The sequence below is a fragment of the Streptomyces sp. NPDC088246 genome, from assembly GCF_044741025.1.
Lineage (GTDB): Bacteria > Actinomycetota > Actinomycetes > Streptomycetales > Streptomycetaceae > Streptomyces.
This window is the reverse complement of sequence record NZ_JBIURV010000033.1, coordinates 17,984-40,074: the sequence shown is the minus strand read 5'-3', so window position 1 is coordinate 40,074 and position 22,091 is coordinate 17,984. Positions and strand designations below refer to the sequence as shown.

19 protein-coding genes and 3 pseudogenes are annotated in these 22,091 nt (G+C 70.0%); 7 read left to right on the top strand and 15 right to left on the bottom strand.

The window, feature by feature from the left end:
* Positions 1–29 precede the first annotated feature (29 nt).
* The 7 genes from ACIPEK_RS34030 to ACIPEK_RS34000 all read right to left on the bottom strand — a co-directional run bounded on the left by ACIPEK_RS34030 (position 30) and on the right by ACIPEK_RS34000 (position 6,584).
* Positions 30–536 (bottom strand): S26 family signal peptidase, encoded by a 507-nt coding sequence (locus ACIPEK_RS34030; protein WP_402004190.1) that lies wholly within the window; start codon positions 534–536, stop codon positions 30–32.
* Positions 537–544: 8 nt separating this feature from the next.
* On the bottom strand, positions 545–2,443 hold the full coding sequence (locus ACIPEK_RS34025) for an ABC transporter ATP-binding protein (RefSeq protein ID WP_402004188.1): 1,899 nt from the start codon (positions 2,441–2,443) through the stop codon (positions 545–547).
* Entirely contained in the window at positions 2,440–2,997 is a 558-nt protein-coding gene (locus ACIPEK_RS34020) for a hypothetical protein (RefSeq protein WP_402004185.1), read from the bottom strand. Before ACIPEK_RS34020 ends, ACIPEK_RS34025 begins: the two co-directional genes overlap by 4 nt.
* Positions 2,998–3,022: 25 nt before the next feature.
* Positions 3,023–3,586, bottom strand: coding sequence for a MauE/DoxX family redox-associated membrane protein (locus ACIPEK_RS34015; RefSeq protein WP_402004183.1), 564 nt, complete (start codon positions 3,584–3,586; stop codon positions 3,023–3,025).
* Positions 3,587–3,774: 188 nt separating this feature from the next.
* The gene (locus tag ACIPEK_RS34010) at positions 3,775–3,966 is read right to left on the bottom strand and encodes a hypothetical protein (RefSeq protein ID WP_383079824.1); all 192 of its coding nucleotides are present in this window, start codon (positions 3,964–3,966) and stop codon (positions 3,775–3,777) included.
* 1,047 nt (positions 3,967–5,013) lie between these two features.
* On the bottom strand, positions 5,014–5,355 hold the full coding sequence (locus ACIPEK_RS34005) for a hypothetical protein (RefSeq protein WP_402004180.1): 342 nt from the start codon (positions 5,353–5,355) through the stop codon (positions 5,014–5,016).
* Between the two features lie 728 nt (positions 5,356–6,083).
* Positions 6,084–6,584 carry a cupin domain-containing protein gene (locus ACIPEK_RS34000; protein ID WP_402004177.1) on the bottom strand — a complete coding sequence of 167 codons (501 nt, stop codon included), beginning with the start codon at positions 6,582–6,584 and terminating at the stop codon, positions 6,084–6,086.
* Positions 6,585–6,706: 122 nt separating this feature from the next.
* Here ACIPEK_RS34000 and ACIPEK_RS33995 point away from each other — a divergent pair, with 122 nt between their 5' ends.
* On the top strand, positions 6,707–7,240 hold the full coding sequence (locus tag ACIPEK_RS33995; RefSeq protein ID WP_402004174.1) for a MarR family winged helix-turn-helix transcriptional regulator: 534 nt from the start codon (positions 6,707–6,709) through the stop codon (positions 7,238–7,240).
* A 159-nt stretch (positions 7,241–7,399) separates the two neighbouring features.
* On the opposite strand, the gene ACIPEK_RS33990 is transcribed toward ACIPEK_RS33995, so the two are convergent.
* Both ACIPEK_RS33990 and ACIPEK_RS33985 read right to left on the bottom strand, forming a co-directional pair.
* Positions 7,400–7,564: a hypothetical protein gene (locus ACIPEK_RS33990; protein ID WP_402004171.1), complete on the bottom strand. Its 165-nt coding sequence runs from the start codon at positions 7,562–7,564 to the stop codon at positions 7,400–7,402.
* Positions 7,565–7,573: 9 nt separating this feature from the next.
* Positions 7,574–7,930: a hypothetical protein gene (locus ACIPEK_RS33985; RefSeq protein WP_402004168.1), complete on the bottom strand. Its 357-nt coding sequence runs from the start codon at positions 7,928–7,930 to the stop codon at positions 7,574–7,576.
* A gap of 307 nt (positions 7,931–8,237) precedes the next feature.
* Here ACIPEK_RS33985 and ACIPEK_RS33980 point away from each other — a divergent pair, with 307 nt between their 5' ends.
* A complete protein-coding gene (locus ACIPEK_RS33980; protein WP_402004165.1) occupies positions 8,238–9,191 on the top strand; it encodes a DUF5996 family protein in 954 nt (317 codons plus the stop codon).
* A gap of 1 nt (position 9,192) precedes the next feature.
* Here the strand turns inward: ACIPEK_RS33980 and ACIPEK_RS33975 are convergent.
* The 4 genes and pseudogenes from ACIPEK_RS33975 to ACIPEK_RS33960 form a co-directional block, all read right to left on the bottom strand.
* Positions 9,193–9,416 (bottom strand): annotated as a pseudogene (locus ACIPEK_RS33975) (hypothetical protein); the annotation flags it as partial.
* Positions 9,408–9,530, bottom strand: a pseudogene (locus tag ACIPEK_RS33970) (helix-turn-helix domain-containing protein); the annotation flags it as partial. The pseudogenes ACIPEK_RS33975 and ACIPEK_RS33970, both read right to left, overlap by 9 nt.
* A gap of 232 nt (positions 9,531–9,762) precedes the next feature.
* Positions 9,763–9,963: pseudogene (locus ACIPEK_RS33965) on the bottom strand (IS630 family transposase); the annotation flags it as partial.
* A gap of 132 nt (positions 9,964–10,095) precedes the next feature.
* Positions 10,096–10,509, bottom strand: a complete 414-nt coding sequence (locus tag ACIPEK_RS33960; protein WP_402004273.1) for a hypothetical protein — start codon at positions 10,507–10,509, stop codon at positions 10,096–10,098.
* On the opposite strand from ACIPEK_RS33960, the gene ACIPEK_RS33955 reads away from it, so the two are divergent.
* Positions 10,460–11,092, top strand: a complete 633-nt coding sequence (locus tag ACIPEK_RS33955; RefSeq protein WP_402004271.1) for a TetR-like C-terminal domain-containing protein — start codon at positions 10,460–10,462, stop codon at positions 11,090–11,092. The two genes, ACIPEK_RS33960 and ACIPEK_RS33955, sit on opposite strands and share 50 nt — an antisense overlap.
* A 280-nt stretch (positions 11,093–11,372) precedes the next feature.
* On the opposite strand, the gene ACIPEK_RS33950 is transcribed toward ACIPEK_RS33955, so the two are convergent.
* Complete coding sequence (locus ACIPEK_RS33950) at positions 11,373–13,754, bottom strand: FtsX-like permease family protein (RefSeq protein WP_402004162.1); 2,382 nt, start codon at positions 13,752–13,754, stop codon at positions 11,373–11,375.
* A complete protein-coding gene (locus ACIPEK_RS33945; RefSeq protein WP_402004159.1) occupies positions 13,754–14,521 on the bottom strand; it encodes an ABC transporter ATP-binding protein in 768 nt (255 codons plus the stop codon). The genes ACIPEK_RS33950 and ACIPEK_RS33945 overlap by 1 nt, the downstream gene beginning before the upstream one ends.
* 110 nt (positions 14,522–14,631) lie before the next feature.
* On the opposite strand from ACIPEK_RS33945, the gene ACIPEK_RS33940 reads away from it, so the two are divergent.
* From ACIPEK_RS33940 to ACIPEK_RS33925, 4 genes are all read left to right on the top strand, one after another.
* Positions 14,632–15,852 carry a sensor histidine kinase gene (locus tag ACIPEK_RS33940; RefSeq protein ID WP_402004156.1) on the top strand — a complete coding sequence of 407 codons (1,221 nt, stop codon included), beginning with the start codon at positions 14,632–14,634 and terminating at the stop codon, positions 15,850–15,852.
* Entirely contained in the window at positions 15,837–16,484 is a 648-nt protein-coding gene (locus ACIPEK_RS33935) for a response regulator (protein WP_383077497.1), read from the top strand. The genes ACIPEK_RS33940 and ACIPEK_RS33935 overlap by 16 nt, the downstream gene beginning before the upstream one ends.
* Positions 16,485–16,968: 484 nt before the next feature.
* On the top strand, positions 16,969–17,394 hold the full coding sequence (locus tag ACIPEK_RS33930) for a hypothetical protein (protein WP_402004152.1): 426 nt from the start codon (positions 16,969–16,971) through the stop codon (positions 17,392–17,394).
* A 2-nt stretch (positions 17,395–17,396) separates the two neighbouring features.
* Positions 17,397–21,893, top strand: a complete 4,497-nt coding sequence (locus ACIPEK_RS33925; RefSeq protein ID WP_402004149.1) for a caspase family protein — start codon at positions 17,397–17,399, stop codon at positions 21,891–21,893.
* Positions 21,894–22,091 lie beyond the last annotated feature (198 nt).

Here is a 22,091-nt window from a genome sequence, read left to right as displayed (position 1 = left end):
CCCCGAGCGGCGGGTGGCGGCCGTCGGCCTCACCTCGCACTGTGGTCCGCGATCCGCGTGGTGGCGCCGCGGCGGATCCGGCAGAGGACCACCGCGGTGAGCAGGTCGACCGGCACCGGCCCGGTATGGCGGGAGTCGTAACTGGCCTCGTGGTTGTCGCCCACAACGAACACATGCCGGGCCGGGACGACGTCCGTTGAGGAGGGCGGCCCCGGCATCCGGTCTCCGGGAAGGGCGACGACGCGTTTGATCATGGAGGTGGGTAGGGGGTCTCCGGGGGTGATGTCCTCCTTGTCCGCGCCGGCCGGGTCGGCCGCCGCTCGCATCCGGATCGCGACGACCGCTCCCCGGCGTACCAGGCGTGCCGGCACCCTGAGCGCCAGGAGCCGGTCCCCGTCGCGGTAGGTGGGGAGCATGCTGGGGCCGCTGACGTCGAGCAGGGTGCAGCGACGGCGGAGCAGGAACGCCGCCGCCGGTACCAGGGCCGCGAGCGCGGTGACGGTCACCGCCGCCGCGCACACGGAGCGTCCCTTCACCGACCGCCTCATGAGCCCGGGCCGGGCAGGGAAAGGGGGTGCGCCACGTCCGCCTCCTCACCTGCGGTGTCGTGCGTCCGCTCGCGGTAGCCACGGGACTGGAGCGTGAACAGCCGGTGATAGGTGCCGCCGCGGCCCAGGAGCTGCGCGTGGTCGCCGAGTTCGGTGATCTGCCCGCCTTCCAGGACCGCGATGGTATCGGCGTCCTTGACCGCGCCGAGCCGGTGGGAGATCAGTATGCTGGTGTGTCCGGCCCGGCGGGCCCGCAGCCGGGTGTGGATCTCGTACTCGGCGGCCGGGTCCAGGCCGGAACTGGGTTCATCGAGGATCAGCAGGTCCGCGTCCGCGCGCAGGAACGACCGTGCGAGGCCCATCCGTTGCCACTGCCCCCCGGACAGCTGCACGCCGGATGCTTTGTCGTCCTCGGCCCAGAACGTGCGGCTGAGAAGGGTGGAGTATCCGTGCGGCAGCCGTGCGATGTCCTCGTGCAGGCCCGCCAGTCGTGCCGCCTTCTCGCACCGGCCAGTTGCGTCGAGGGCGCTCAGGTCGCCGATGCCGATGTTCTCCCGGACGGTGAGTTCGTAACGCATCGGGTCCTGGAAGGTGGCCGCGATGCGTCGCCGCAGCTCCGACGGCTCCATGTCGCGAAGGTCGGTGCCGTCCCAGAGGATGGAGCCGCGGGTGGGATCGTAGAACCGGCACACCAGCTTCACCAACGTCGACTTCCCCGAGCCGTTGACCCCCACGAGCGCCAGGGCCTTCCCAGCCTCGATCCGCAGGTCGACGCCGCGCAGCACCCAGGGCATCCCCTCCTCGTAGCGGAACCACACGTCCCGCAGTTCGATGGCGTCACGCAGAGGCAGAACCGGGGTGGGGCGACGGGGGGTGGGGAGGTCGGGGCCGAGCCCCACCACGGTGACGTAGTGATCGAACATCATCAGGGAGTGGTGCGCCTGCCCGGTCTCACTGGCCAGTCCGCCGATGCCGCTCTGGACGGCGGGGATGGCGGCCAGCAGCAGGGAGACGTCGCCGACCGTCATGGTTCCTCGTGCGGCGGACTCGACCGCCCACAGCAGCGCAGCCCCCGCCAGGACGGAGGCGGCGACCTGTAAGGACGACTGCACGCGCAGCTCTCTGCGGTCCATCAGCTCCCGAAGAGCGTCGGCCTTGCGGCGCTCGGCCAGCAAACGCTCCCGCAGGAAGCGCCCCGCGGCGTAGAGCCGGATCTCCTTCGCGGCCTCCACGCTCGACAACAGCGCCGCGTAGAAGAGCTCCCGGCGCTCGGTGGGGCTGATCTCCCAGAAGGTGGCGGCACGCCGGCGGCTGAGCATGACCTCCGCCCAGAGCACGGGGGCACCGGACAGCGACACGACGACGGCGAGCAGCGGATGCAGGACCGCGAGGGAACCGACGAAACCGACGAGGAGGACGGAGCTGCGGACGATGCCCGCCACCCCCTGGACCACCTGGAAGGGGGCGAGCCCGCCGGCGTGCTGCGCCAGCCTGAGTTGGTCCAGGAACTCCGGGTTCTCGAAGCGGCGCAGTCCCACGAAGCCGTCGACGGAGGCATGCAGTCGTTCCTGGACGAGAAGGCTGATCGCGCGCGTCATCCTGGCCTGAAGGTAGCCGGTGAGCTGGGGGGCGCAGGCCATCACCGCGCCGGCGACAGCCAGTGAGAAGGCAGGGGCGAAGACCTCTCGTACGCCGGTGCCTGCCGCGAGCCCGTCCAGGATGTCCTTGACCAGCCAGGTGACCACCACGGGTGCTGCGGCGGCGACCAGGGTCACTGCCAGATATCCGGCCATCATGACGGGAGTGGCACGGACGGCAAGACCGAGGGCCGACATCACGGCGCGGTGGAGCGGCGCCGTACGGGGCGGTGCGGCGGTCCCCGGGGCGGGGCTCATGCCCGCCCAGCCGGTACGGCGGTGAGGACCGAGTCCCCGACGGCGGCCACCGTGGGCGGTTCCCCGTCCGGAACCGAGACGGCGAACTGGGAGGGGAAGGCGCTGACTCCGAACGCGGTCGTGCAGGAGCCGTCGGGTTCCTCCCGTACAACCCGCGCCACGGACGCAAGTTGCTCGGTCATCTCCCGGGCCTCTTCCTCGGGCTGCTGCTCGCCGCTGCCCGACACCACGACGGCGATCACCTGGCGGCGGCCCTGGAGTGCGGTGGCCTTCTCGACGAAGCGGGGCAGCTTGTCCCGGCACGGTTGGCAGCCCGGCGTGAAGAACGACACCACGGCGCCGTCGGTGAGATCGCGTTCCGTGAGCCGCACGCCCTCGGAGCACAAGGTGCTGAAGGGTTCCACGACCGCGCCTACGGAGATGCCGCCCTCCTCGGTGAGGACCGGGACGGCGGAGGGCCGGTCCCGGAGCCGGCGGAGGACCGCGAGCGTCAGCATCAGGTCCAGTGCGCAGAGCGCGGCGACAACCACGAGGGCTATGGCCAGGTAGACCATGGTCGGCCTCTTCTCGGTAGAGGGATCAAATGCTCGTACGGGTCGGGGCGGTGGGGACGGGCCGCAGCAGCGCCACCAGTTCGTCTCCGACCACCAGGACGAGAGCGGCCGCCGCCCCGCACAGCCAGGCGGCGAACCGGGCCTGCCAGGAGAGGTGTCCGCTCTCCGCCACTCCGGGGACGGCCACCACCGCGACCACGAGGAGCACGGCGTTGCGTACGAGTTGGGGCGGGCCGACGGGGCCGGTCGAGGTGCCGAAGCACCGGCAGGCCACGCGTGTTCCGGCGCGCAGGGCGCGGGCGACGGCGTAGGTGAACGAGGCCAGCAGGCCGATCGCCGTCAGGAGACCGATCACCGCTGGCAGCCGGTCGCCGTGCGGCCACGGAACGCCCAGGAGCAGCACGGTCGTCGCTTCCGCGAAGACGACTCCCGCCGCGAGGACACCCGCCCGTGCGGCGGGTACCCGGCCCAGTGTCGCCACGGCGTGCTTGAACGCGAGGAACGACGCCGCGTTCCTGAACTTGCCGAGGACAGCTGCTGCGAAGACGAGGACGAGCGAGGCCTGGCTCAACGCCGAGACGAATTCCACTGGGTCTCCCGGGGAGAGATCCGTGGCCCGGCCCTGGCGCGGGCCGGGCCACGAGACGTGTGTGCACGGTGCCCGAGGTGGAGCGGTCCCCTCGGCGGTGGCGGCAGGTGACGGCGCCAGGACGCCGAGGGGAGGGGGGACTGCCCTGTGCCTCCGCAGGGGTTCACGGAGTCGGGGCAGGCCCCGGTTTACGAACAGCCGCAGAACAGGAACTCGCGCCTATTGAGGTCGCAGGACCAGACGCGCTGCGTGTACCTGCTGTAGTTGGCGCACGAGCCGGTGATACACCGGGGAATCCAGTAGCCGGTGCACGCGCTCACCGTCTCCTGCGGCACCAGGCGTTCCAGCATGCGGTCGGCCAACCCACGTACGGTCTTCATGGTGTGATGTCCCTTCCATCGGGTCTTCTCTGGCGATTGCGCCAGGGCACCGGACCGCACGTGGCGGTCCTCCCTGCGGTGCGGGATGTGCCCCACCGGCCGGCCGGCCAGGTGTCCGGGTCGGCCGGGGCAGCACAGAGTCTTCGCCGGGCTGCGGTCGATGACAACGGCAAGAGGTGTTCGGGACTGTTCAGGACACTGCGCGAAAGGGGTGTCACGGCGCCTGGATCGCGTGCAGCGGCGTCTCGGTCCGGCGTCCGCCGGGGCTCTCCGGTACGCGGTGGCTGTTCTGCGGCACAGGTACGGCGACTGTCCGCTTCCGCGCGAGAAGTGAGCTACGCCGCCGTCGTCATCCGCCCCGCCGACGTCACCCGCCGCCCGCAAGGTCGAGCTCGTCCCGGATGACCTCCGGAGCGGCGTCCGCTGCGGGGACTGGGTTCCCTGCGAGCTGGGCTCGCAGCCGCTCGACACGCTCGGTCCGGTGTCAGGGCCGCCCGCTCCGCGCGGGACGACCTGACGCATGTGCCTGTGATGCCGAACACCGCTACGCATCCAAGAACTCGGTGCCCGTACCCGCGACGGTCTGGGCCTGCCCGCCGCGCAGGATGCCGAGATGGAGGGACAGCGGAAGCTTCACGGGTCTCGGGCCCGGCCTGACGAGTGGACGGTAGCCCGCTTCCACCTCAGCGCCGCAGTGCAGCATCTGCCGGGCAACTGGGAAACCTTGTTCGCTCCCCTTGCGGAGGGCATCGCGAACCACGAGTGAGCCGGCTCTTCGGAACGCGCCCCGCGATCTGACACAGATCGTTTCTGCATGTTCCGACCCGGCGTTCCTGCGTTGCCACTCACGGATGAGTTGCCCGTACCGAGGCGTTGAACAGATCGAGGCGGATCGGTAGACAGGCCCTCAACGCTCCTGGCCGACACGGTTGACCTCGATCTCTCGACAGCGCATCGGCCAGGAGTTTCGGCGTCTCGAACAGCGAACCGATCCATACAGCGGGTCGGAAAGGGCTCATTGCCCAGCAACGCCTGGGGCGTACGGCCTCATTCGGCACCGCCGATGAAGCGCACCTCCGGGTACCGGGGCGACGGCCCTTCGAGGACCGGGGCGTGACGGCCGCGCAGGTGAAGGTCGAAGTAGGCGAGCAGGAAGCGCCGCTGGACGTCGATGCCGCGTGTCCCGTCGAGCGGGCCTATGAACTCGGCCAGCTGTTCGTCGGTCGCTCCGAGCCGCGCGGCGGCCTGTGGCATGAACGTCTCGTAGTCCGTGTACGAGAAGTGCCGGGTACCGGTCAGCCGGAGGTGGCGGCGCCAGCCTCGCAGCCGGGGCCAGATCTCCGACCAGCTCGGAGAGCAAAGGGGCGGGGCCGCTGCTGCGGGCGGCACACTGATCAGGCAGGACCGGGTGAACGCCCCGGATGAACCACCTGGTTCCCAGCAGGCATCTTCCTCTGGTCCGCCCGATGACTGAGGGATTCAGTCGGCCACTCTGGTGCCCAGTTCCGGGCCTTCTGTCCCAAAGGCCACGGTGAGACAGCGCGTGTACTGAGGGGCGCAGGCGATCACGAAGTCAGCCCTCCCGTCGTGGCACTCGGCGATCTGCCAGAAGGGAGGGATGGTCCGCGAGTCCGACCTCGTCCGACCGCGGATCTGCCGTATCTCGATGTCTTCGGTCGGCAAAGCGCGACGCGAGAACTCCTTCATCTCGGTGGGCGACACGTGCAGAGTGGTCCGGGACGCTGAGAGGAAGACAACGGCCGGTCTGCAATACGGGCGGTCGCCGAGGATGCATGCCTCGAAGAGGACCTCACCGCTGTCAGCGAAGGTGCGGGACTGGGCTCACTCCCGCCCTTCGCCCACCGCTACGCCGGTTCAGACGTCGCGCGCGACCGGAAGCGGATGACGCTGTACTGGGCCACGGACACTGCGGACACCATGGATTGCGTGGACCTGAAACGCGAGTGGACTCAGCTCCAGGGCCACCTCGGCGCCGCGGCCACCGTGATCGCCGCCCTGCACCATGAAATGCGGGCCTCTGCGAAGAACTCGCCGGACCGGGCGCCATCGTCGCGCTCGACGAACGACGTGCCTCTCGAACCGAGACGATCGGGCGATCAGTAACGCTGACGGGCCCGCCGCCACGCGGCACTCTCCACGAAGAAGTTGTCGAAGCGCTCTTGCGAATCCAGGACTTCCTGTGGATCGGCCGTGCCCTTGCGGACACGGTCCAGCAGCCGGAAGTAGTCGAAGCGCTCGACGCCCGGGGCGATGACGATCAGTACGTCGGCGTCCGCATCGGGTTCGGCGGCGAAAGCGTGCGGAAGTCCTGGCGGCACGAGGAGGAAGTCCCCTTCGTCCGCGGTGATCACACTGTCCCCGGCCAGCGCCTGGAGCCGGCCGCCGAGCACGAAGAAGAGCTCGGCGGATCCGGTGTGTTGGTGCGGTGAGGCTCCGTCGGCGCCCGCGGTCAGGGTCACCCGTTGGGCGCTCAGGGCCCCGCCGGTGGTGCTGGCGTCGGCAAAGAGCCGCACGGTACTGGCAGCGCTGCCCAGCACCTCGGCCTCGGCATCCCGGACCAGAATTCCGCCCTGGACATTGGGAGTGATCAAGGACATACGCCCCTCCATTCGTAGAACCGCATCCCGCCCCGGACGCGAGCCGGGATCGAGATCGATAGAAGTGATTCTGCGTCGAATAGTACGACAGCTAACTATCAGCCGTCGAATAGGATGGCGGCGTGGCCAAGGGAGACGAACAGAGTGCGACCGCCGAGACGTGCCGGAACCCCAGAGACGCGGTCGACCAGATCCTCGACCAGTGGCACAAGGAACGGCCGGATCTGGACCTGTCGGCGATGGGGGTCTTCGGACGGCTGGGTCAGCTCTCGCTCCTCCTCACCCCCGCCCTCGAAGGAGTCTTCGCCCGACACGGCCTGCGCCGCGGCGAGTTCGACGTCCTGGCCGCGCTGCGCCGCTCCGGGCCCCCGTACACCCTGATCCCGTCCGCCCTCGCGAAGACCCTGATGCTCTCCCGTGCCGGCATGACCAACCGCCTGGACCGCCTGGAGGCGGACGGCCTGGTGGAACGCCGCCTCGATCCCACCGACCGCCGCAGCTTCCATGTCGCGCTCACCGGCCGTGGCCACAGAGTCGTCGACGCTGCGGTCACCGACCACGCCGCCAACGAATCCCGCCTCCTCTCCGCCCTCACCCCCGACGAACGCGAAACCCTCGACCACGCCCTGCGCACCCTGCTCCGGGCGATCGAGTAGGGCCGAGCGATCCCTGCGCCGACACAGTCGCCAAACACACCTCGGAGACGGGAGGGACTCCAGGGCCCCCTGCTGTTCCCTGAGTCCCGTCCCGCCGTCGGCCGTGATCTGCTCAGTGTGCTTGCACGGCACCGGCCTGTCCGCACCTTCGAGCTCCACTCACTGGGCGAGAGCCGCCAGGCCCTGCCGGAGCGCCTGCTGCGCCCAGTACGGGCCCCTCACATGCAGCGCGCTGTCGGCGTCGATATCGAAGGTCACCTCGATCAGCGGAGTACGCGCCGGCAGCCAGGGGCACGCGGTCGTCGCCGTCCAGCAACTGCTCACCGACCGGGATCACTCCCTGGCCGCTGACGGCGCCTTGGGCAACCACGCCGCAGCCGCCATCAAGACATTCCAGACCGAGCACCACCACCAAGGGCTCCATGTCACGGTCAAGGTCGCGGTCACGGTGCCCTGGTAGCGCTCGTCCGGGTGCCCGTGCGAGGTTTTCTGGTAGAGGTGGCCGCAGGTCGGCGAGGGGCTCTTGCCCCGGAACGCGTCGTACGGGGTGCCGGGGCTGTGGCAGGTGACCGTGGTGCCGTCGCCCATGTCCCACCGGATCGTGGTGACTTTCGCCGTGGCGGTGACGGTGACGCCGCCCGTCGTCGCGGTTGCCGTGTTCGGTGCGTACGTCGTCGGAGACGGTGTCACCCACATCCACATCGTGGCATCCCGGCCACGTACCGCCCGCCCGCGCGGGGGCTCGCCACTTGAAGTCGACCGCGCGGGGCGCCACCCTCAGACGAAGAAGGCGGGATTTTCGGTCACCCGCCGCATCCTGGCTGCTGGCCCAGCGCGTCGGACGCCCGGCGCCACCGAGCGGGCAGGACCCTGACCTGCGTGTGAGAATTGAGTACTGGATCGCAGTTCGGTGTCCGAGACCCGCCCGTCGCTGCGTGGGGAGCGGGCACGGCACCTGATATCCCGCTGACCCCATCGACACGCTGGGAGGCTCTCTGTGAGCGAACGCCTCAATGCGTGGCCGCCGCTGGTCTATGAGGACCTGGCGCCCATGGTCGACTACGTGAACCGGGTGGTACAGGTCGCAGGGAAGTACACCCTCGACGAGCCCTTCGAAGCCGGCTGGGGAAACATCGTCCTCGATGTCACCCCCCGGGGGCTCAGTACGCCAACCCTTCGGCAGCGAGGCGTGACCTTCGCGGTGCACTACAGCCTGCTCGACGGTGACGTGGTCATCGAGGCCGACAATGGCTCGCGGACGGTGCCGTTGTCCAAGGGATCAGTCGCCATGTTCTATGCGTCCTTCTGCGATGCGGCAGACGAGCTCGGCATACACCGACCGCGCAGCTCGTTGATCTGCGAGATTCCGGATGCCCCGCCGCGCTTCGAGGACGATCACGTCGAACGCACCTGGGATGGCCACACGGCCCGGCTGATCTGGACAGCGTTGAACCTCGCCGCTGACGGGCTGGAGGCGTGGCAGGCCCCCTTCCTGGGACACCGCCCCCGGGTCGGTGTGATGTGGGGCGGCTTCGACCTGTCCGCCACTCGTTTCCGGGCGCAGCCCACCGTGCCGCCGCCCCACCAGCCGCCGTTCATGCAGAACGCCCAGCTCGACGCGTACGTGTCGGTGGGTTTCTCCTTCGGGGATGCCAAGGCCCCGAACGTCGGCATGTACGCGTACATCTGGCCCCAGCCGGACGGTCTCGAGGGCCGGTCCTGGGGTGTTGAGGGTGCCGCCTGGCATCCCGACGCTGGTCTGGTTCGTCTGCCGTGGGCCGAGCTCAGGGAGACAGCGGACCCGCACCAGGCCATTGTGGCGTTCGGTGACGCCGTCTACGATGCCGCCGTCGAGACCGCAGGCTGGCCGTCCGACCTCGTCGGACCCCGCGTCGAGGGTTGGTACATGAGCAGGACACCGCCCGCGCTCGTCCAGCACCAGCGCGGCTGACTCAGGTCGAGATTCCTGACTCGGAAGACCAGGGCCGCATCAGGCAACGCTCGCTGTTCACGACCTCGCGAAGGCGTTCGTCGGCGGCGTGGTTGTTCCGCCGGATGATGTACCGGCGGATCATGCTTCCCTGTTCCCTGTTCCCTGTGGCTGGTGTGGCCGGTGCCGTCGAGAGCGAAGTAAGCGCAGGGCGGTGGACTGGGCCTCGATCCGGTTGAGCCAGGAACGGACCGGCTTCGACCCGGCGGTCTTCTTGATCTCCCGGCGTTCCGGGAGGGGGAAGGTTCTCGGTTGGCCGCCCTTGCACTTCGGGTGGAGCGAGTCGAAGCCATCAGTGCTTGGACCGACCGGCACATGGGGGGGTGGGAGAAGGAGCGGGGCTGGGTGCGTGCAGCTGCAAGACGGCGGAGGGAGGCAACGCGAATGGGGTCTCCCCTGCTCGAGCGAAGCCGAGAGCTTGGGGAAGTTGTCGACCGACGACAACGCCGGAGGGGGTCCCCCTGGCCCTTAAGGCCTTGGTGAGTGCGTGCCCAGCCCCGCGACGCCGCCCCCCATTTGCCGGTCGGTCTTTGTTGTAAATCACGTCCCGGACCCGGTCCGGGCTGGTGAACATTTCCCCGGCGATCTCCGCGGCGGGCATGCTCTGCGCGGATAACAGCACCATCCGGGCCCGCCGCCAGGTCACCACCGAACCGGTGCCTCTGCGAATGATCTGCAGCAACCGCCTGCCCTCGTCGTCATCAATCTCCCGGACCTGTACACGTTCAGCCACGTGATCATTCTGACCGTCCTTTTCCGGACCAAGAGGTCATCCCTTTGGTGAACACTCTGAGGCCGTACCTGATGCAGGGCCAGGCGGCTTCGAGCGTCTGCCCGGCGATGCACGAGACGGGCCGCAGGGTCTTCACTTGTGGTCGCGCAGGAAGGCGGGGATCTCGTCGCGGGTCGGGTAGTTCGGCAGGGGGGCGGGCTTGTCCTGAAGGAATGTGGTGATGGCGGCGGCTCGGTCGTTGTTGTCGTCAAGGCCGTTCCACATGTGGTGTCCGACTCCAGCCATGTACTGCGTGCGCTGGATGGCGGGATCATCGGCAAGGACGGCCGTCGCCCATTGACGGACCTGGGAGGAGCACTCGGCGATCATCAGCATCGCGGGGGTCTGGGAGCGCCTCAGTCGCGGGGCGATGGAGGGTGAGTCCTTGATCGTCAGCTGGACGCGGAGGCTGGCGGCGGGGCTGAAGGAGAAGTTCTGTGCCGTGTCCTCAGTCGGGATGCGGTGCGCGTCGCGCGCGCGGCCGAGAACAAACGACGCGACCGTCAAGGAGCGACTCGTGGAGTGCGCGACCGAGCTGCTCGCCACCCGCCCGCAGGAGTCGGTCACAGTCCGCGCCGTGGCCACGGCCGCCGAGACGTCAACGGCGGCGGTGTACTCCCTGTTCGGCGATAAGGAAGGACTGATCGCAGCGGTACGCGACAGAGCCGTCGCCGGCCTGTTCCAGGCCCTGACGGCGGTGCCGACCTCTGAGGACCCCCTCGCCGGCATCTACGCACTGGCCGCCGCATACCGACGGTGGGGACGCGAACACAGCCACCTGTACTCAGTGCTGTTCGGTGGAGTGCAATCCTTCAAGCCGTCAGGAGCGGTCGGTGCCGGTGACCCCGTCCGGCCGCTCATCGCGGCGATCGATCGCGCCGTGACTGAGTCCGTCCTCGACGGCGAAGCGACGGCGATCGCCGTCTCACTCTGGGTGACCCTGCATGGGCTTGTGACACTCGAACTCGCCGGGGCTCTCGGCGCCCCCACAGCAGAAGCCGCATTCCGATCGACGATCCTCGCCACGCTGCGTGGCTGGACGGCCCCCGCGGTGTTCCGCAGCCTTCGGCACGACGAACCCGACTTCTGACAGAGAGCGCGACCAACCCTCCGTTCAGAGAGTTGAGAAGCGCCTCGTACGGGAGAGGCACCGACAATAAGCCTCCCACCGACGGCTCAGGACCGCTGGTCCCGAGGCCATCACCCGCGCTCTCGCACGTCTCGATCGTGACGGTGTCGATCGGCGCCCCCAACGGCCGTCAGAAGAGGGGAACGGACAGGACAGGTGATACTCCACTGAACCTCGTGAAGAGGGTGAGCCTATCGTCGATGGGTTCACCCCCTTCGATCACATGTCGCGCGCTGCCGTCCTACGCTGCCTCCCGCTGCATGGTCCACCAGGTAACGACCACGCTCGCCGCAACTGCCGGCACCAGGGAGCCGAGGATCACCGCGGCAATGGTGGACAGGTTCAGGTGCAGGCCGATATCCGTGGAGGTCGCCTGGGACAGTCCGGACGCCATGCCGGCCAGCGGGCCCAAGGTCACCAGGACGCCGAGTGCCGCGCCGACGGCCACGACGAGGGTGGTCTCGGCCGCGGAGAACAGCAGTAGCTGCCGTACCGTGCCGCCGGCCGACTTCATCACGGCGAAGTCGCGGCGCCGGCCGTGCGCGGTCATGGCCATACTGTTGGCCACGGCGATCCCGCTGTAGCCGACGGCGATGACGATCAGCATGACCGCGAGCCTGTCGGTCAGTTTTGCGTCGGTGGCGTAGTCGCCGAGCGCGTACTGCACCGCGTCGTGCACGGCCGTGCCGGGAACGACCGAGGCGGGATTCGACTTCAACGGGACGAAGATGTCGTCGGTGAGCGCGGCCGGGTCGTGCGCGCGCACGAGCTGACGGGACATCACGAAGTCACCTCGGGCGGGGTCGTCCGTCAGGACCTGGGCGATGCGCAGCTTCACCGTGGCACCGTCGGCGAACCTCACCGCGTGGTCGTCACCGGCCTTCACACCGAGGAAGTCCGCCATCTTGCTGCCAAGCACCGCCTGGCCCGGCTTGTTCCAGCGCGTATCGCGCGAGCCGAGCGCGTCGATGACGGTGAGCGTGCCGTCCTTGTCGCGGACGAAGGCCCGGGTCGGCAGCGCGGCCTTGCCCACCGGGTTGGCGGCGACCACCTCATCCGTGTTGCCCGGGGTCTTGTCCGGCGTCACGATCAGCTGCCCCGTGAGCTTGAGCGCGTCGCCCGCCGGGTACGCCACACGCATCGTCTCCATCATGCCGCTGAGCAGGACGGCGAAACCGACAGCCGCGATCACCGGGGCCGCAAGTGACGCCGCCCGGCGCGAGTCGGCGCGCAGCTCCGCCCGCACGAGAAGCGGGGCGGCCGAGCCGAGACGCTTGAAGGGCGAGGTGAGCGCCCGTCCGACGGGGCCGACGCACACCGGGGCGAGCAGCGCCGCCGCCACGATGAGCACCATCGTCGCGAAGATCGCCATGTTGATCCGGGTGTCGGCACCGACAGTGGCGGTCACGATCGCGAGCACCACACCGAGGCCGAGCGCGGTCAGGCCGCCGATCCAACGGGCGCGGCTCATCATCCGGCTATTCGCCCTGCTGTCCAGGAGTGCCTCGATCGGCGCCACCCGCGCGGCCATCCGGCCGGCCGACCACGCCCCCAGGACGCTGACGCCGACACCGATCGTGGTTGCCGTGAACAGCGGCCACATCGCTACCCGCACCTTGAGCTCCGGGGGCGTCACGTCGAGCCCCTGCAGGATGTCGCGCAGCAGCGGCGCGGCTCCGATGCCCACCAGGCAGCCTGCCAGCGAGCCCAGCAGGCCGATGAGGCCCGCCTCGCCCAGGATCATCCGGCGCACCTGGCGCGGGGATGCACCGATCATCCGCAGCAGGCCGATCTCCCGCCGCCGCAGCCCAGTCGCCAGGACCAGCATGGACGCGACCACGAAGGCGGTGGTGAACAGGCCGAGCGTCGCCATGGCTCCGATGAGCTGCGTGCCGAGGAACCGCTTGTGTTCCACGTACGCCGGCTGGAGCGCGGACCGGCCGTCGCCAGAGACCACGGTGCCTTTGTCGCCGGCCACTCTCTCGGCCCTTGCCTTGATGTCGCTGACGGACGCGCCTTTGCCGGCGAGGATCGCGATGGCGCCGACGCCCGGCTGCTGCCGCGTGGCGAAGTCGTCGGTGAAGTAGTAGCCCGGTCCGTCCACGGTGCCGACCACGCGGAACTCGGTACGCCCGGCGGTGATGTTCACCGTGAGCGTCGTGCCCGCCGCCACTCCGAGCGCCCGGTCCACCACGACCTCGTCGGCCCCGGCGGGTGCCCGTCCCGTGACGAGGTTGTACGGCGCGAGCCGTGCGCTCGACCAGCCGTGTCCCGCCTCCAGGGCTCCTTCGTCCTCGACCGGCCTGCTGCCGAGGAACGCCTGCGCGTAGAACGAGCGGTCCACCACCACGGAGCCCACGCCCGGCGCCGCGCCCAACTTGTCGATCAGCGGCTGGGCCTCGTCGCGGCTCCACGGCACCCGGTCTTCCGGGGTCTTGTCCTGGTTGACCGCCTGGTCGGGGATGGCGATCGCGGAGGCGGCCGACAGGCGGGACTGGACCTTGGGGCGGGAGGAGTCGTAGATGATCAAGGTGGTGGTGATGAGCGCCACACCGACCAGTATCGCGACGAGGGCCGCAAGAAAGCCGGCCCAGCGTTCACGGACGTTCGCGAAGACCAGCATCACGCCTCCAGGCTCGCCATCTGCGCCGCGATCGAGGCCGCGTTGCGGCCGTCGGAGTCGCGGCTGAGGCTGATCCGGCCCGCGATGCGGCCATCCTTGAGAAACACGACCACATCGGCGACCGCAGCGGCCACCGGGTCGTGTGTGACCATGAGGGTGGTCTGTCCCTCCTTGTCGACCAGCAGGCGCATCATCTGCAGCACCTCTCGCGAGGTGGCGGTGTCCAAGGCACCGGTGGGCTCGTCCGCGAACAGCACGTCCGGCCGGGTCACCAGGGCGCGGGCGAGCGCAACGCGCTGCTGCTGACCACCGGACAGCTCACTGGGCCGATGGCCGGCCCGCTCGGCCAGCCCGACCGCGGCGAGCCCGGCGTCGACCTGCTCCCGGCTGACTCGGCGCCCGGCGAAACGGGACGGAAGCTCCACGTTCTGCGCCGCGGTCAGCGATTCGACCAGGTTGAAGGCCTGGAACACGAAGCCGATGTGGTCGCGCCGCAGCTTGGTGCGCTCCTTCTCGCTCTCCTGGCCGATGTCGACGCCGGCCAGCATCACCCGCCCCTCGGTGGTCCGGTCCAGGCCGGCCGCACACTGCAGCAGCGTGGATTTCCCGGAGCCGGACGGCCCCATGATGGCGGTGAACGTCCCGCGCGGAAAACCGATGGAAACGCCGTCCAGCGCGGCGACCGAGCCGTCGCCGGCCCTGTAGATCTTCCGGACGGTGTGCAACTGAACCGCATCCGATGCGGGTGCCTGCCTTGTAGTGGTCATGGGGTCGATTTCAGCGGAGCGACCCGGTGCATCACATTGATCTGCGCTCTACTTCGCAAGTAGAGCTAGCTCTACCGCGGTGAAGCAGTCGCCTGACATACCGTTGCCCCATGCGTCCCAGAACGGCTTGGCAGGCGATGACTCAGCGGCCACTGAGCTTCTTGACCTCCACTTGGCCGTGGCGGTCACTGGCGTACTTGGCCACCGGTGTCGTGGTCGGCGCGGCCGCCGTGGCGGTGTTCGTGACCGGGCTCGTGGCCGGGCTGATCCTGCTGGTGGTTCTGGTCGGCGTGGCCCCCCTCGTCGGCGTCGTCCTGTCCTCGATCACCGTGGCGACAGTCGAGCGGTTCCGACTGCGTCTCGTCGACCTCGACGGGATGTCGGACCCGCACCGACGGCCGGAGGAGCCCGGTTTCCGGGCCTGGTTGTCGACCCGCCTGACCGAACAGGTCACCTGGCGGGAACTGCTTTTCACGCTCATCTCTGCGGCGGCGTTGTGGTGGCTGGACCTGCTGGTGCTCGCCTTCTCCTTCGGTCTGCCCGCACTGACCTTCCAGGCGGTCGACAGCGCCACCTGGCCATGGGCGGTCTTCGGCGCCATTGTCCTGCTGGCCTCGCCGTACACCGTGACGTCGTGGGCCGGTGCGCGCGCCGCGCTCGCCCGGACCTTCCTCGCCCCGCGCGACGGCGAGCTCGGGGAGTCGCTGAAGGAGGTGCACGCGTCGCGGGTGCGGCTCATCGACTCCTTCGACGCAGAGCGCGTACGCATCGAGCGCGACCTGCACGACGGCGCGCAGCAACGGCTGGTCTCGCTCGGGATGACGCTCGGTCTGATGCGTCTGGACATCCCCGAGGGGGCCCCGCTCGCCGCCCAGCTCACCGAGGCCGAGAGCCAACTCTCCGCCATCCACCAGGAGTTGCGCAGTCTGATCCGGGGGCTCAATCCCCCGGTGCTGGCGGACCACGGTCTGGTCGCCGCGGTCGAGGACCATGCGAGTCGCTTCCCCGTCCCGGTCACCGTCGATCTCCGGCTGCCGGGAAGACTTCCCCGGCAGCTGGAAACCAACGTGTACTACCTGATCAACGAGGCCATGACGAATATCGCGCGACACAGCGGCGCCCGGAGCGCAAAAGTGCACGGCCGCTACCACTCCGACATGTTGGTCCTCGAGATCGCGGACGACGGACACGGCGGCGCTGATCCGGCCGCCGGAACCGGTCTGACCGGTCTTGCCGACCGGCTCATCGCCTTGGATGGCCGCATGCGCGTGTCGAGCCCAACCGGTGGTCCGACTCTTCTCCACGTGGAGATCCCATGTCACTTCGCGTGATCCTCGCAGAAGACGCGGTCCTGTTGCGCGAAGGGCTGGTCGGCCTGTTGCAGCGCTTCGGCCACGAGACACTCGCCGTGGTCGGCGACGCGGACGCACTCGTCGAGGCCGTTCGCCGGGACCGGCCGGACCTGGTGATCACGGACGTACGGATGCCACCCTCGAATGCGGACGACGGGCTGCGTGCGGCCGTCGCCCTGCGGGAGACGTACGCCGGGCTGCCGGTGCTCGTGCTCAGTCAGTACGTCGAGCGGTCGTACGCCCTGCAGCTGCTCGATTCGTGCAACGGCGCCGCGGTGGGCTATCTGCTGAAGGAACGGGTCGGTGCGGTCGCCGACTTCATGGCGGCGCTCGACCGCGTCGCCGCCGGCGGGACCGTGGTGGACCCTGAGGTGATCCACCAGCTCGTCAAGCTCCACCCCGATCCTCTGGGGCGGCTCAGCGCCCGCGAGAAGGAGGTGCTGAGCCTGATGGCGGAAGGACGGACCAACGCGAACCTGGCGGCGCACCTGTTCATCAGCGAAGCCGCCATCAACAAACACATCGGCAGCATCTTCAACAAACTCGATCTGCCGGTCTGCACGGACGGGCATCGCCGGGTCCTGGCAGTGCTGGCGTTCCTCAGAGCCTGATGCCGTACGTGCTCCTCCGAGGCCGCCCCCACCAGGGACTCCGCCAGGACCGCGAAGACGTGGAGGACCAGGTGCCCGCCGGTCGGTGCGACAGGACAACCCGGTCTCCTATCCCTGCCCCAGGGCGCAGAGCAGCGACTGGGGCCTCCGTCGATCTGCACCAGGTTCTCGACGCCGAGGTGAGGGACGCTGACTGAGCCGGATCGGCCCGCCGGCGACGTACCTGGGGTGGAAGGTCGTCCGGACAGGTCCTCGGTTTCGGCGTCGCGAGGGCGGCCGACGCACTCGACGGGCTGATGGCCACAGCCCGGGCACACCGGGAGCAGTTGGAGACGGCCGCAGCCCGCTGACCGACGAGGCCCTGGTCCCGCCGAACGGCGGCGCGATCACGCTGTGGGAATGACGCGGTAACGCCTGGTCGCCTTCGGCGAGGGCAAGCTATCCTCAGCGGACTCGTCTGGAACACCCGTGTCCCGGAGGGGACATGAGGATCACCCTTGAGGTCGGCGGCCCCGCCGAGACGGACGATCTGCGGCAGTGGCTCCGACACGACCCCGGTCTGCGGAGCGCCGTCGGTCAGGCGCCGCCCGGGACGCCCGTCCCAGGCAGCATGAACGGGGGCGTGGCCGAGCTCATACCCGTACTGCTGACTCCGGGCGGGCTGACCGCCGCCATGGCCGCGGCCGTCGTCGCCTGGTTGCAGAGCAGACGGGGGAACCAGACCGTGACGATCACCCGGCCGGACGGTCCCCAGGTCACGGTCACGTCCGAGCGGGTGCGCGGGCTGACGGCCGAGGGGACCGGCGATCTCGCGCAGCGGGTGGCCGAGGCGCTCCAGCAGCCGCCGCAGCCCGGCCCCCCCGCGAACGGGCCGGAAGACCGGCAGCCGGACACGGCGGAAAAGAACTGACCATGGGGAATCAGCGGGGTGACTTAAGCGGCGCCAACTGCCATGCGATCGTGGTCGGAACGGGCCGGTACGGCAGCGGCGGCCGTGTGGCACTGTCGGATCTGCCCGGCGCCGCACGCTCGGCTCAGGCCGTCGCCGCGATGCTGCAGGAGAACTGCGGCATGGACAGCAGGGTCACCGAGATCACCGACCCCGAGGGGCCGACCGAGGTGCTCGCCGCCGTGCAGGCCGCCATCGACGCCTCCGAGGGCGGAGTCGTCCTCTTCTACTTCATCGGCCACGGTCTGGTCGGCCCCGGGCGGCAGTTGTACCTCGCCACATCGGGCACTTCCTCGGCCGACGACACCGTCCACGCCGTCCCCTACGACCAGGTGGGCAAGCGGCTCGGTGAGGCCGCGGCAAGCACGGTGGTCGTCCTGGACTGCTGCTTCTCGGGCCTCGCGCAGGCCGCGCCGCAGGAGTCGTACCGCGAAGTCATCACCTCGGCCCGCCCCGAGGGCAGCTTTCTGCTGGCCTCGGCGACGCACTACGCAGCCTCGTTCGCGCCCGCAGGTGCGGAACACACGCTCTTCAGCGGGGAGTTGCTGCGGCTGCTGACGGAAGGCGATCCGGGCGGGCCCGCCTGGTTCTCCCTCCTCGATCTCTACCGCATACTCGACCACCGTTTCCAGGGCAGTGCCGCACGCCCGCACTCGGACGGTGTCGGCCGAGCCTCCGACCTGGTCCTCGCCCGCAACCCCGGCAGGCTCGTCCGTGACGCCGCGTTGGAACCGGTGCCCGAGCAGGGTGGCGGCCCGTGTCCTTACCCCGGAATGCGGCCGTTCCTGTCGGAGCAGCACCATCTCTTCTTCGGCCGCGAGGAGTTGACGCGCAGCCTGGTGAACCGGGTGACCGCTGAACCGTACGCGGGGCCGGTGGTCCTGGTGGGCGCATCGGGGGCCGGCAAGTCCTCCCTGCTCAGGGCCGGACTCGTGGCCGGTCTGGAAGGTGAGAGGGTGCTGCTGGTGCCGGGGCCCGGCACCAGGCCGTTCCGCACGCTCGTGGAGAGCTGGGCAACGGCGGTGGGGCGGCCGTTCGCCGAGGTGGAGAGCGAGCTCGGCGCTGGACGGTTCGGCGGCGCCGGACCGGGCGTGCTGGTGATCGACCAGTTGGAGGAGATCTTCACCCAGTGCCGGGACGTGGAGGAGCGTGAACTGTTCGTCCGCGCCCTGGCCGGGGCGGGCTCCGACGGCCCACGCATCGTGCTCGGTCTGCGCGCCGACTTCTACGACCAGGGCCTGAACGACGCACGGCTGGCCCGGATCATCAGGTCCGGGCAGTTCACCGTCTCCGCCATGTCCGACGACGAACTGCGCGCGGCCGTCGAACAGCCCGCGGAACACGCCGGGCTGCGCCTGGAGGACGGGCTGTCCGACCACATCCTGCGCGAACTGCGCCAGGAGCGGGCCGCCGAAGGCAACGCGGTCGCGCTGCCTTTCCTCGCCCACGCCCTGCGGCAGACCTGGGCCGGGCGCCGCGGCACCACGCTGACCTTCGCCGCGTACCAGGCGGCGGGCGGGATCCGCACCTCCGTCGCCCGGACCGCCGACGAGGTCCACGACGCGCTCGGCGCCGACGACCGAACCCGACTGCGGGAACTGCTGTTGCGCATGGTCCTGGTGGTCGACGACGGCGGCCGTACGGTGCGCCGCCGCGTCCCCGTGCGGGAACTCGACCGGGTCGCCGATCTGCTCGGACGGCTGGCCGCGGCCCGGCTCGTCGTCGTCGACCAGGACGAGGCACAGCTGTGCCACGACTCCCTGCTCAACGCCTGGCCACACCTGCGGGACTGGATCGCGGACGACCGGGCCGGACTGCTCGCACGCCGAAGGCTCGGTGACACGGCCGACGGCTGGCACGAGGCGGGTCGTCCGGAGAGCGGCCTGTACCGGGGCGATCAGTTGGCATCGGCGCGCACCCAGCTCGCCGGTAGCGGCGGCACCCTGCCCATGCGGCCCGTCGACCGGGACTTCCTCCGCGCGAGCGGTCGCGCGGAGCACCGCACGAGAAACCTGCGCCGGGCCGCGGTCTCCGTCGTGACCGTGCTGGCCCTGCTCGCAACGACGCTCGCCGTATTGGCGCGCGGCGCACAACGGGACGCGGAAAGCCGTGCGACCATCCTGCTCGCCGATCAGGTGGCAGCGCGGGCGGACGCCATGCGCGAACGCGACCCGCAGACCGCGCTGCGGCTCACCCTGGCGGCGTACCGCGCGGCACGGACGCCCGCAACCCGGTCGAGCCTCTACGCGGCCTATCTGACGGAGACGCCGGTCGAGGTCTCGGCAGGGCACCGTGAGCCGGTGCTCAACCTGGCGTTCAGCAAGGACGGAGATGTGCTGGCGACCAGCCAGCGCCGCGGGCGGGTCCAGCTGTGGGACATCTCGCGCCGGAACGTGCCCGTGAAGGCGGGGACATTGAAGCTGAAGGGCAGCGCGGCCATCGCCTTCCACCCGCGCACCCGTCTGCTGGCGGCGCAGACGGCCACGGAACTCGCCCTGTGGGACGTCACCGACCCCCGGCGGCCCGAGAGGCTCGCCGCACGGGGCATCCCCGAAGGCATCACGTACACCCTGGGGTTCGCTCCGGACGGCCGGACACTGGCGGCGGGGAGCGCCGAGGGGCGCCTGCGGCTGTGGGACGTTTCGAAGCCCTCGGCGCCGCTGCTGCGGACGGACCGTGCGGTGGCTTCTGCCGCACTGATCTCGCTGGCGTTCCGCCGCGACGGCCTGCTGGTCACGGGCAACGGCATCAGCGGGAACGGCGCGGCGGCACGGCCGGGGGAAGTGCGGTTGTGGAACGTGCGCGACCGGGCGCGGGCACGGTTGCTGGACACCGCCACGACCCCCTCGGTGATGGCGGTCGCCGCCCACCCGACACGGGATCTGCTGGTCGCGACCGGCGCGGAAGGGAAGATGGCCTGGTGGACGGTGGAGGGCGGCCGCCGGCTCAAGGGCGTCGAGCCCGAGGACGAATGGGGCCGCGCATGGGGAGACGGCGGTGACCTGCCTTCGCTGAGCTTCCGCCCGGACGGGGAAAGGCTCGCCGCCGCGAACAACAGGGCCGACGGGGGCGCCAGGCTCCGGGAGACGGTCGAGACCGGTGCGCAACTGCTCGGCTCCCAGGCCGAACTCGGAACGGCACGCGCAGGCGGACCGGCCCAGTCGGTCGCCTACAGCCCCGACGGACGCCAACTCGCCGTGGGCGACATGGAGGGCAGGGTACGCATCTGGCCACAGCGTGCTCCCGCGCCCCGGCTCCTCGGGGCCATGACCAATGGGGACCCGGGGACCAGCCCGATCAGCGGCGACGGAACGCTCATGGTCGCCAAGGGCACGGAGACCACCCAGGTCTGGGACCTCCGCAGCGCGGACACGGCCGAGGGGGCCGATCCGCGTCTGCGGTTCGCGCTGCCCAAACCGTGGGAGGCCCGTTACTTCCTTCCAGGGACCGATCGTCCGGTGCTGATGGCGCACCGGTGGACGGAGGGCACGGAGGACCACGCGTTCCGGCTGTGGGACTTCGGCGGGGACGCGAAGAGACCTCCGGTGCCGGGAGCAGAGATCCCGGTGAAGGCCTCGGACGTGCGCACGGCGGTGTCCGCGGACGGCAGGCTCCTGGTCGTCGGCAGCTGGGCCACCGGCACGGTGCAGGTGTGGGACATACGGGACGTCCGCCGCCCGGTGCGGCGCGCAACGCTCCCCGCGGTGCCGGTCGCGGGGTGGGAGAGCCTGTTCTTCCTGGGCGACCGGGGGCTCGCGGTCGTGGACCGGGACGAGTCGGGGCGGGGCAGGCCGGTGGACCTGCGCGTCTGGGACCTCACCGACCCCGCCGAGCCGGTCAAGGGCCGCCTCCTCAAGGACGCGGCCGTGGGGCAGGCAGGTTACGTGCCCTCGACACGGCTGCTGATGCACGACGCTTCCGCCCAGCGGACCCAGCTCTGGGACATGCGAGACATCCGCAACCCCGGGGAGGCGGCACTGCTGCCCGCCACGTCCGGCGGGTATCAGCCGGTCGGGAAAGACGTCCTGGCGACGACGCTCACCGACGGAACCGTGAAGTTCTGGGATGTGAGCGACCCGTACAAGCCCCGGGAGATGGACGAGATGCGCTTCGACCGGGCCCTCACGGACATCAGGCCGTCGCCGGACGGGAAGTGGGTCCTGACGGGCGCCCCCTACCGCATCTGGGCGGCAGAGAAGGACGGCAGATGGCGCACGCCGGCGATGGCCACCGTGGAAGGCGTGAAGGACCTGAGGCTGCTGCCCGACGGCAGCCCTTTCATGGCCGTGGTTCCGGACGGCGATCTGGAAGGACGGTACTCGAGAGAACTCACCTACCTGATCGACTTCGACACCGACCGGATCTACCACCGGCTGTGCACCATCCACCCCCTCAGCGTCGAGAAGAAGCAGTGGAAGGCACTGCTCCCACACCTGGACCACCAGCCGTCCTGCGACTGACTGTTCTCACCACACGGGCAGAGGCTCACCGAGGAGCGCGACCTGATACACCGGCAGCCCACCTCGCCCGACCATCTGCGCCGCCTGATCACGGGGTCTGCGCGACGGTGGCACGTGGCACCGAGCCACAGGAAGCGGCGCACGGCGTCAGCAGTTGACGCCGGGGCGGAGGAAGTGGTTGAGCAGGTTGCCGCGGTC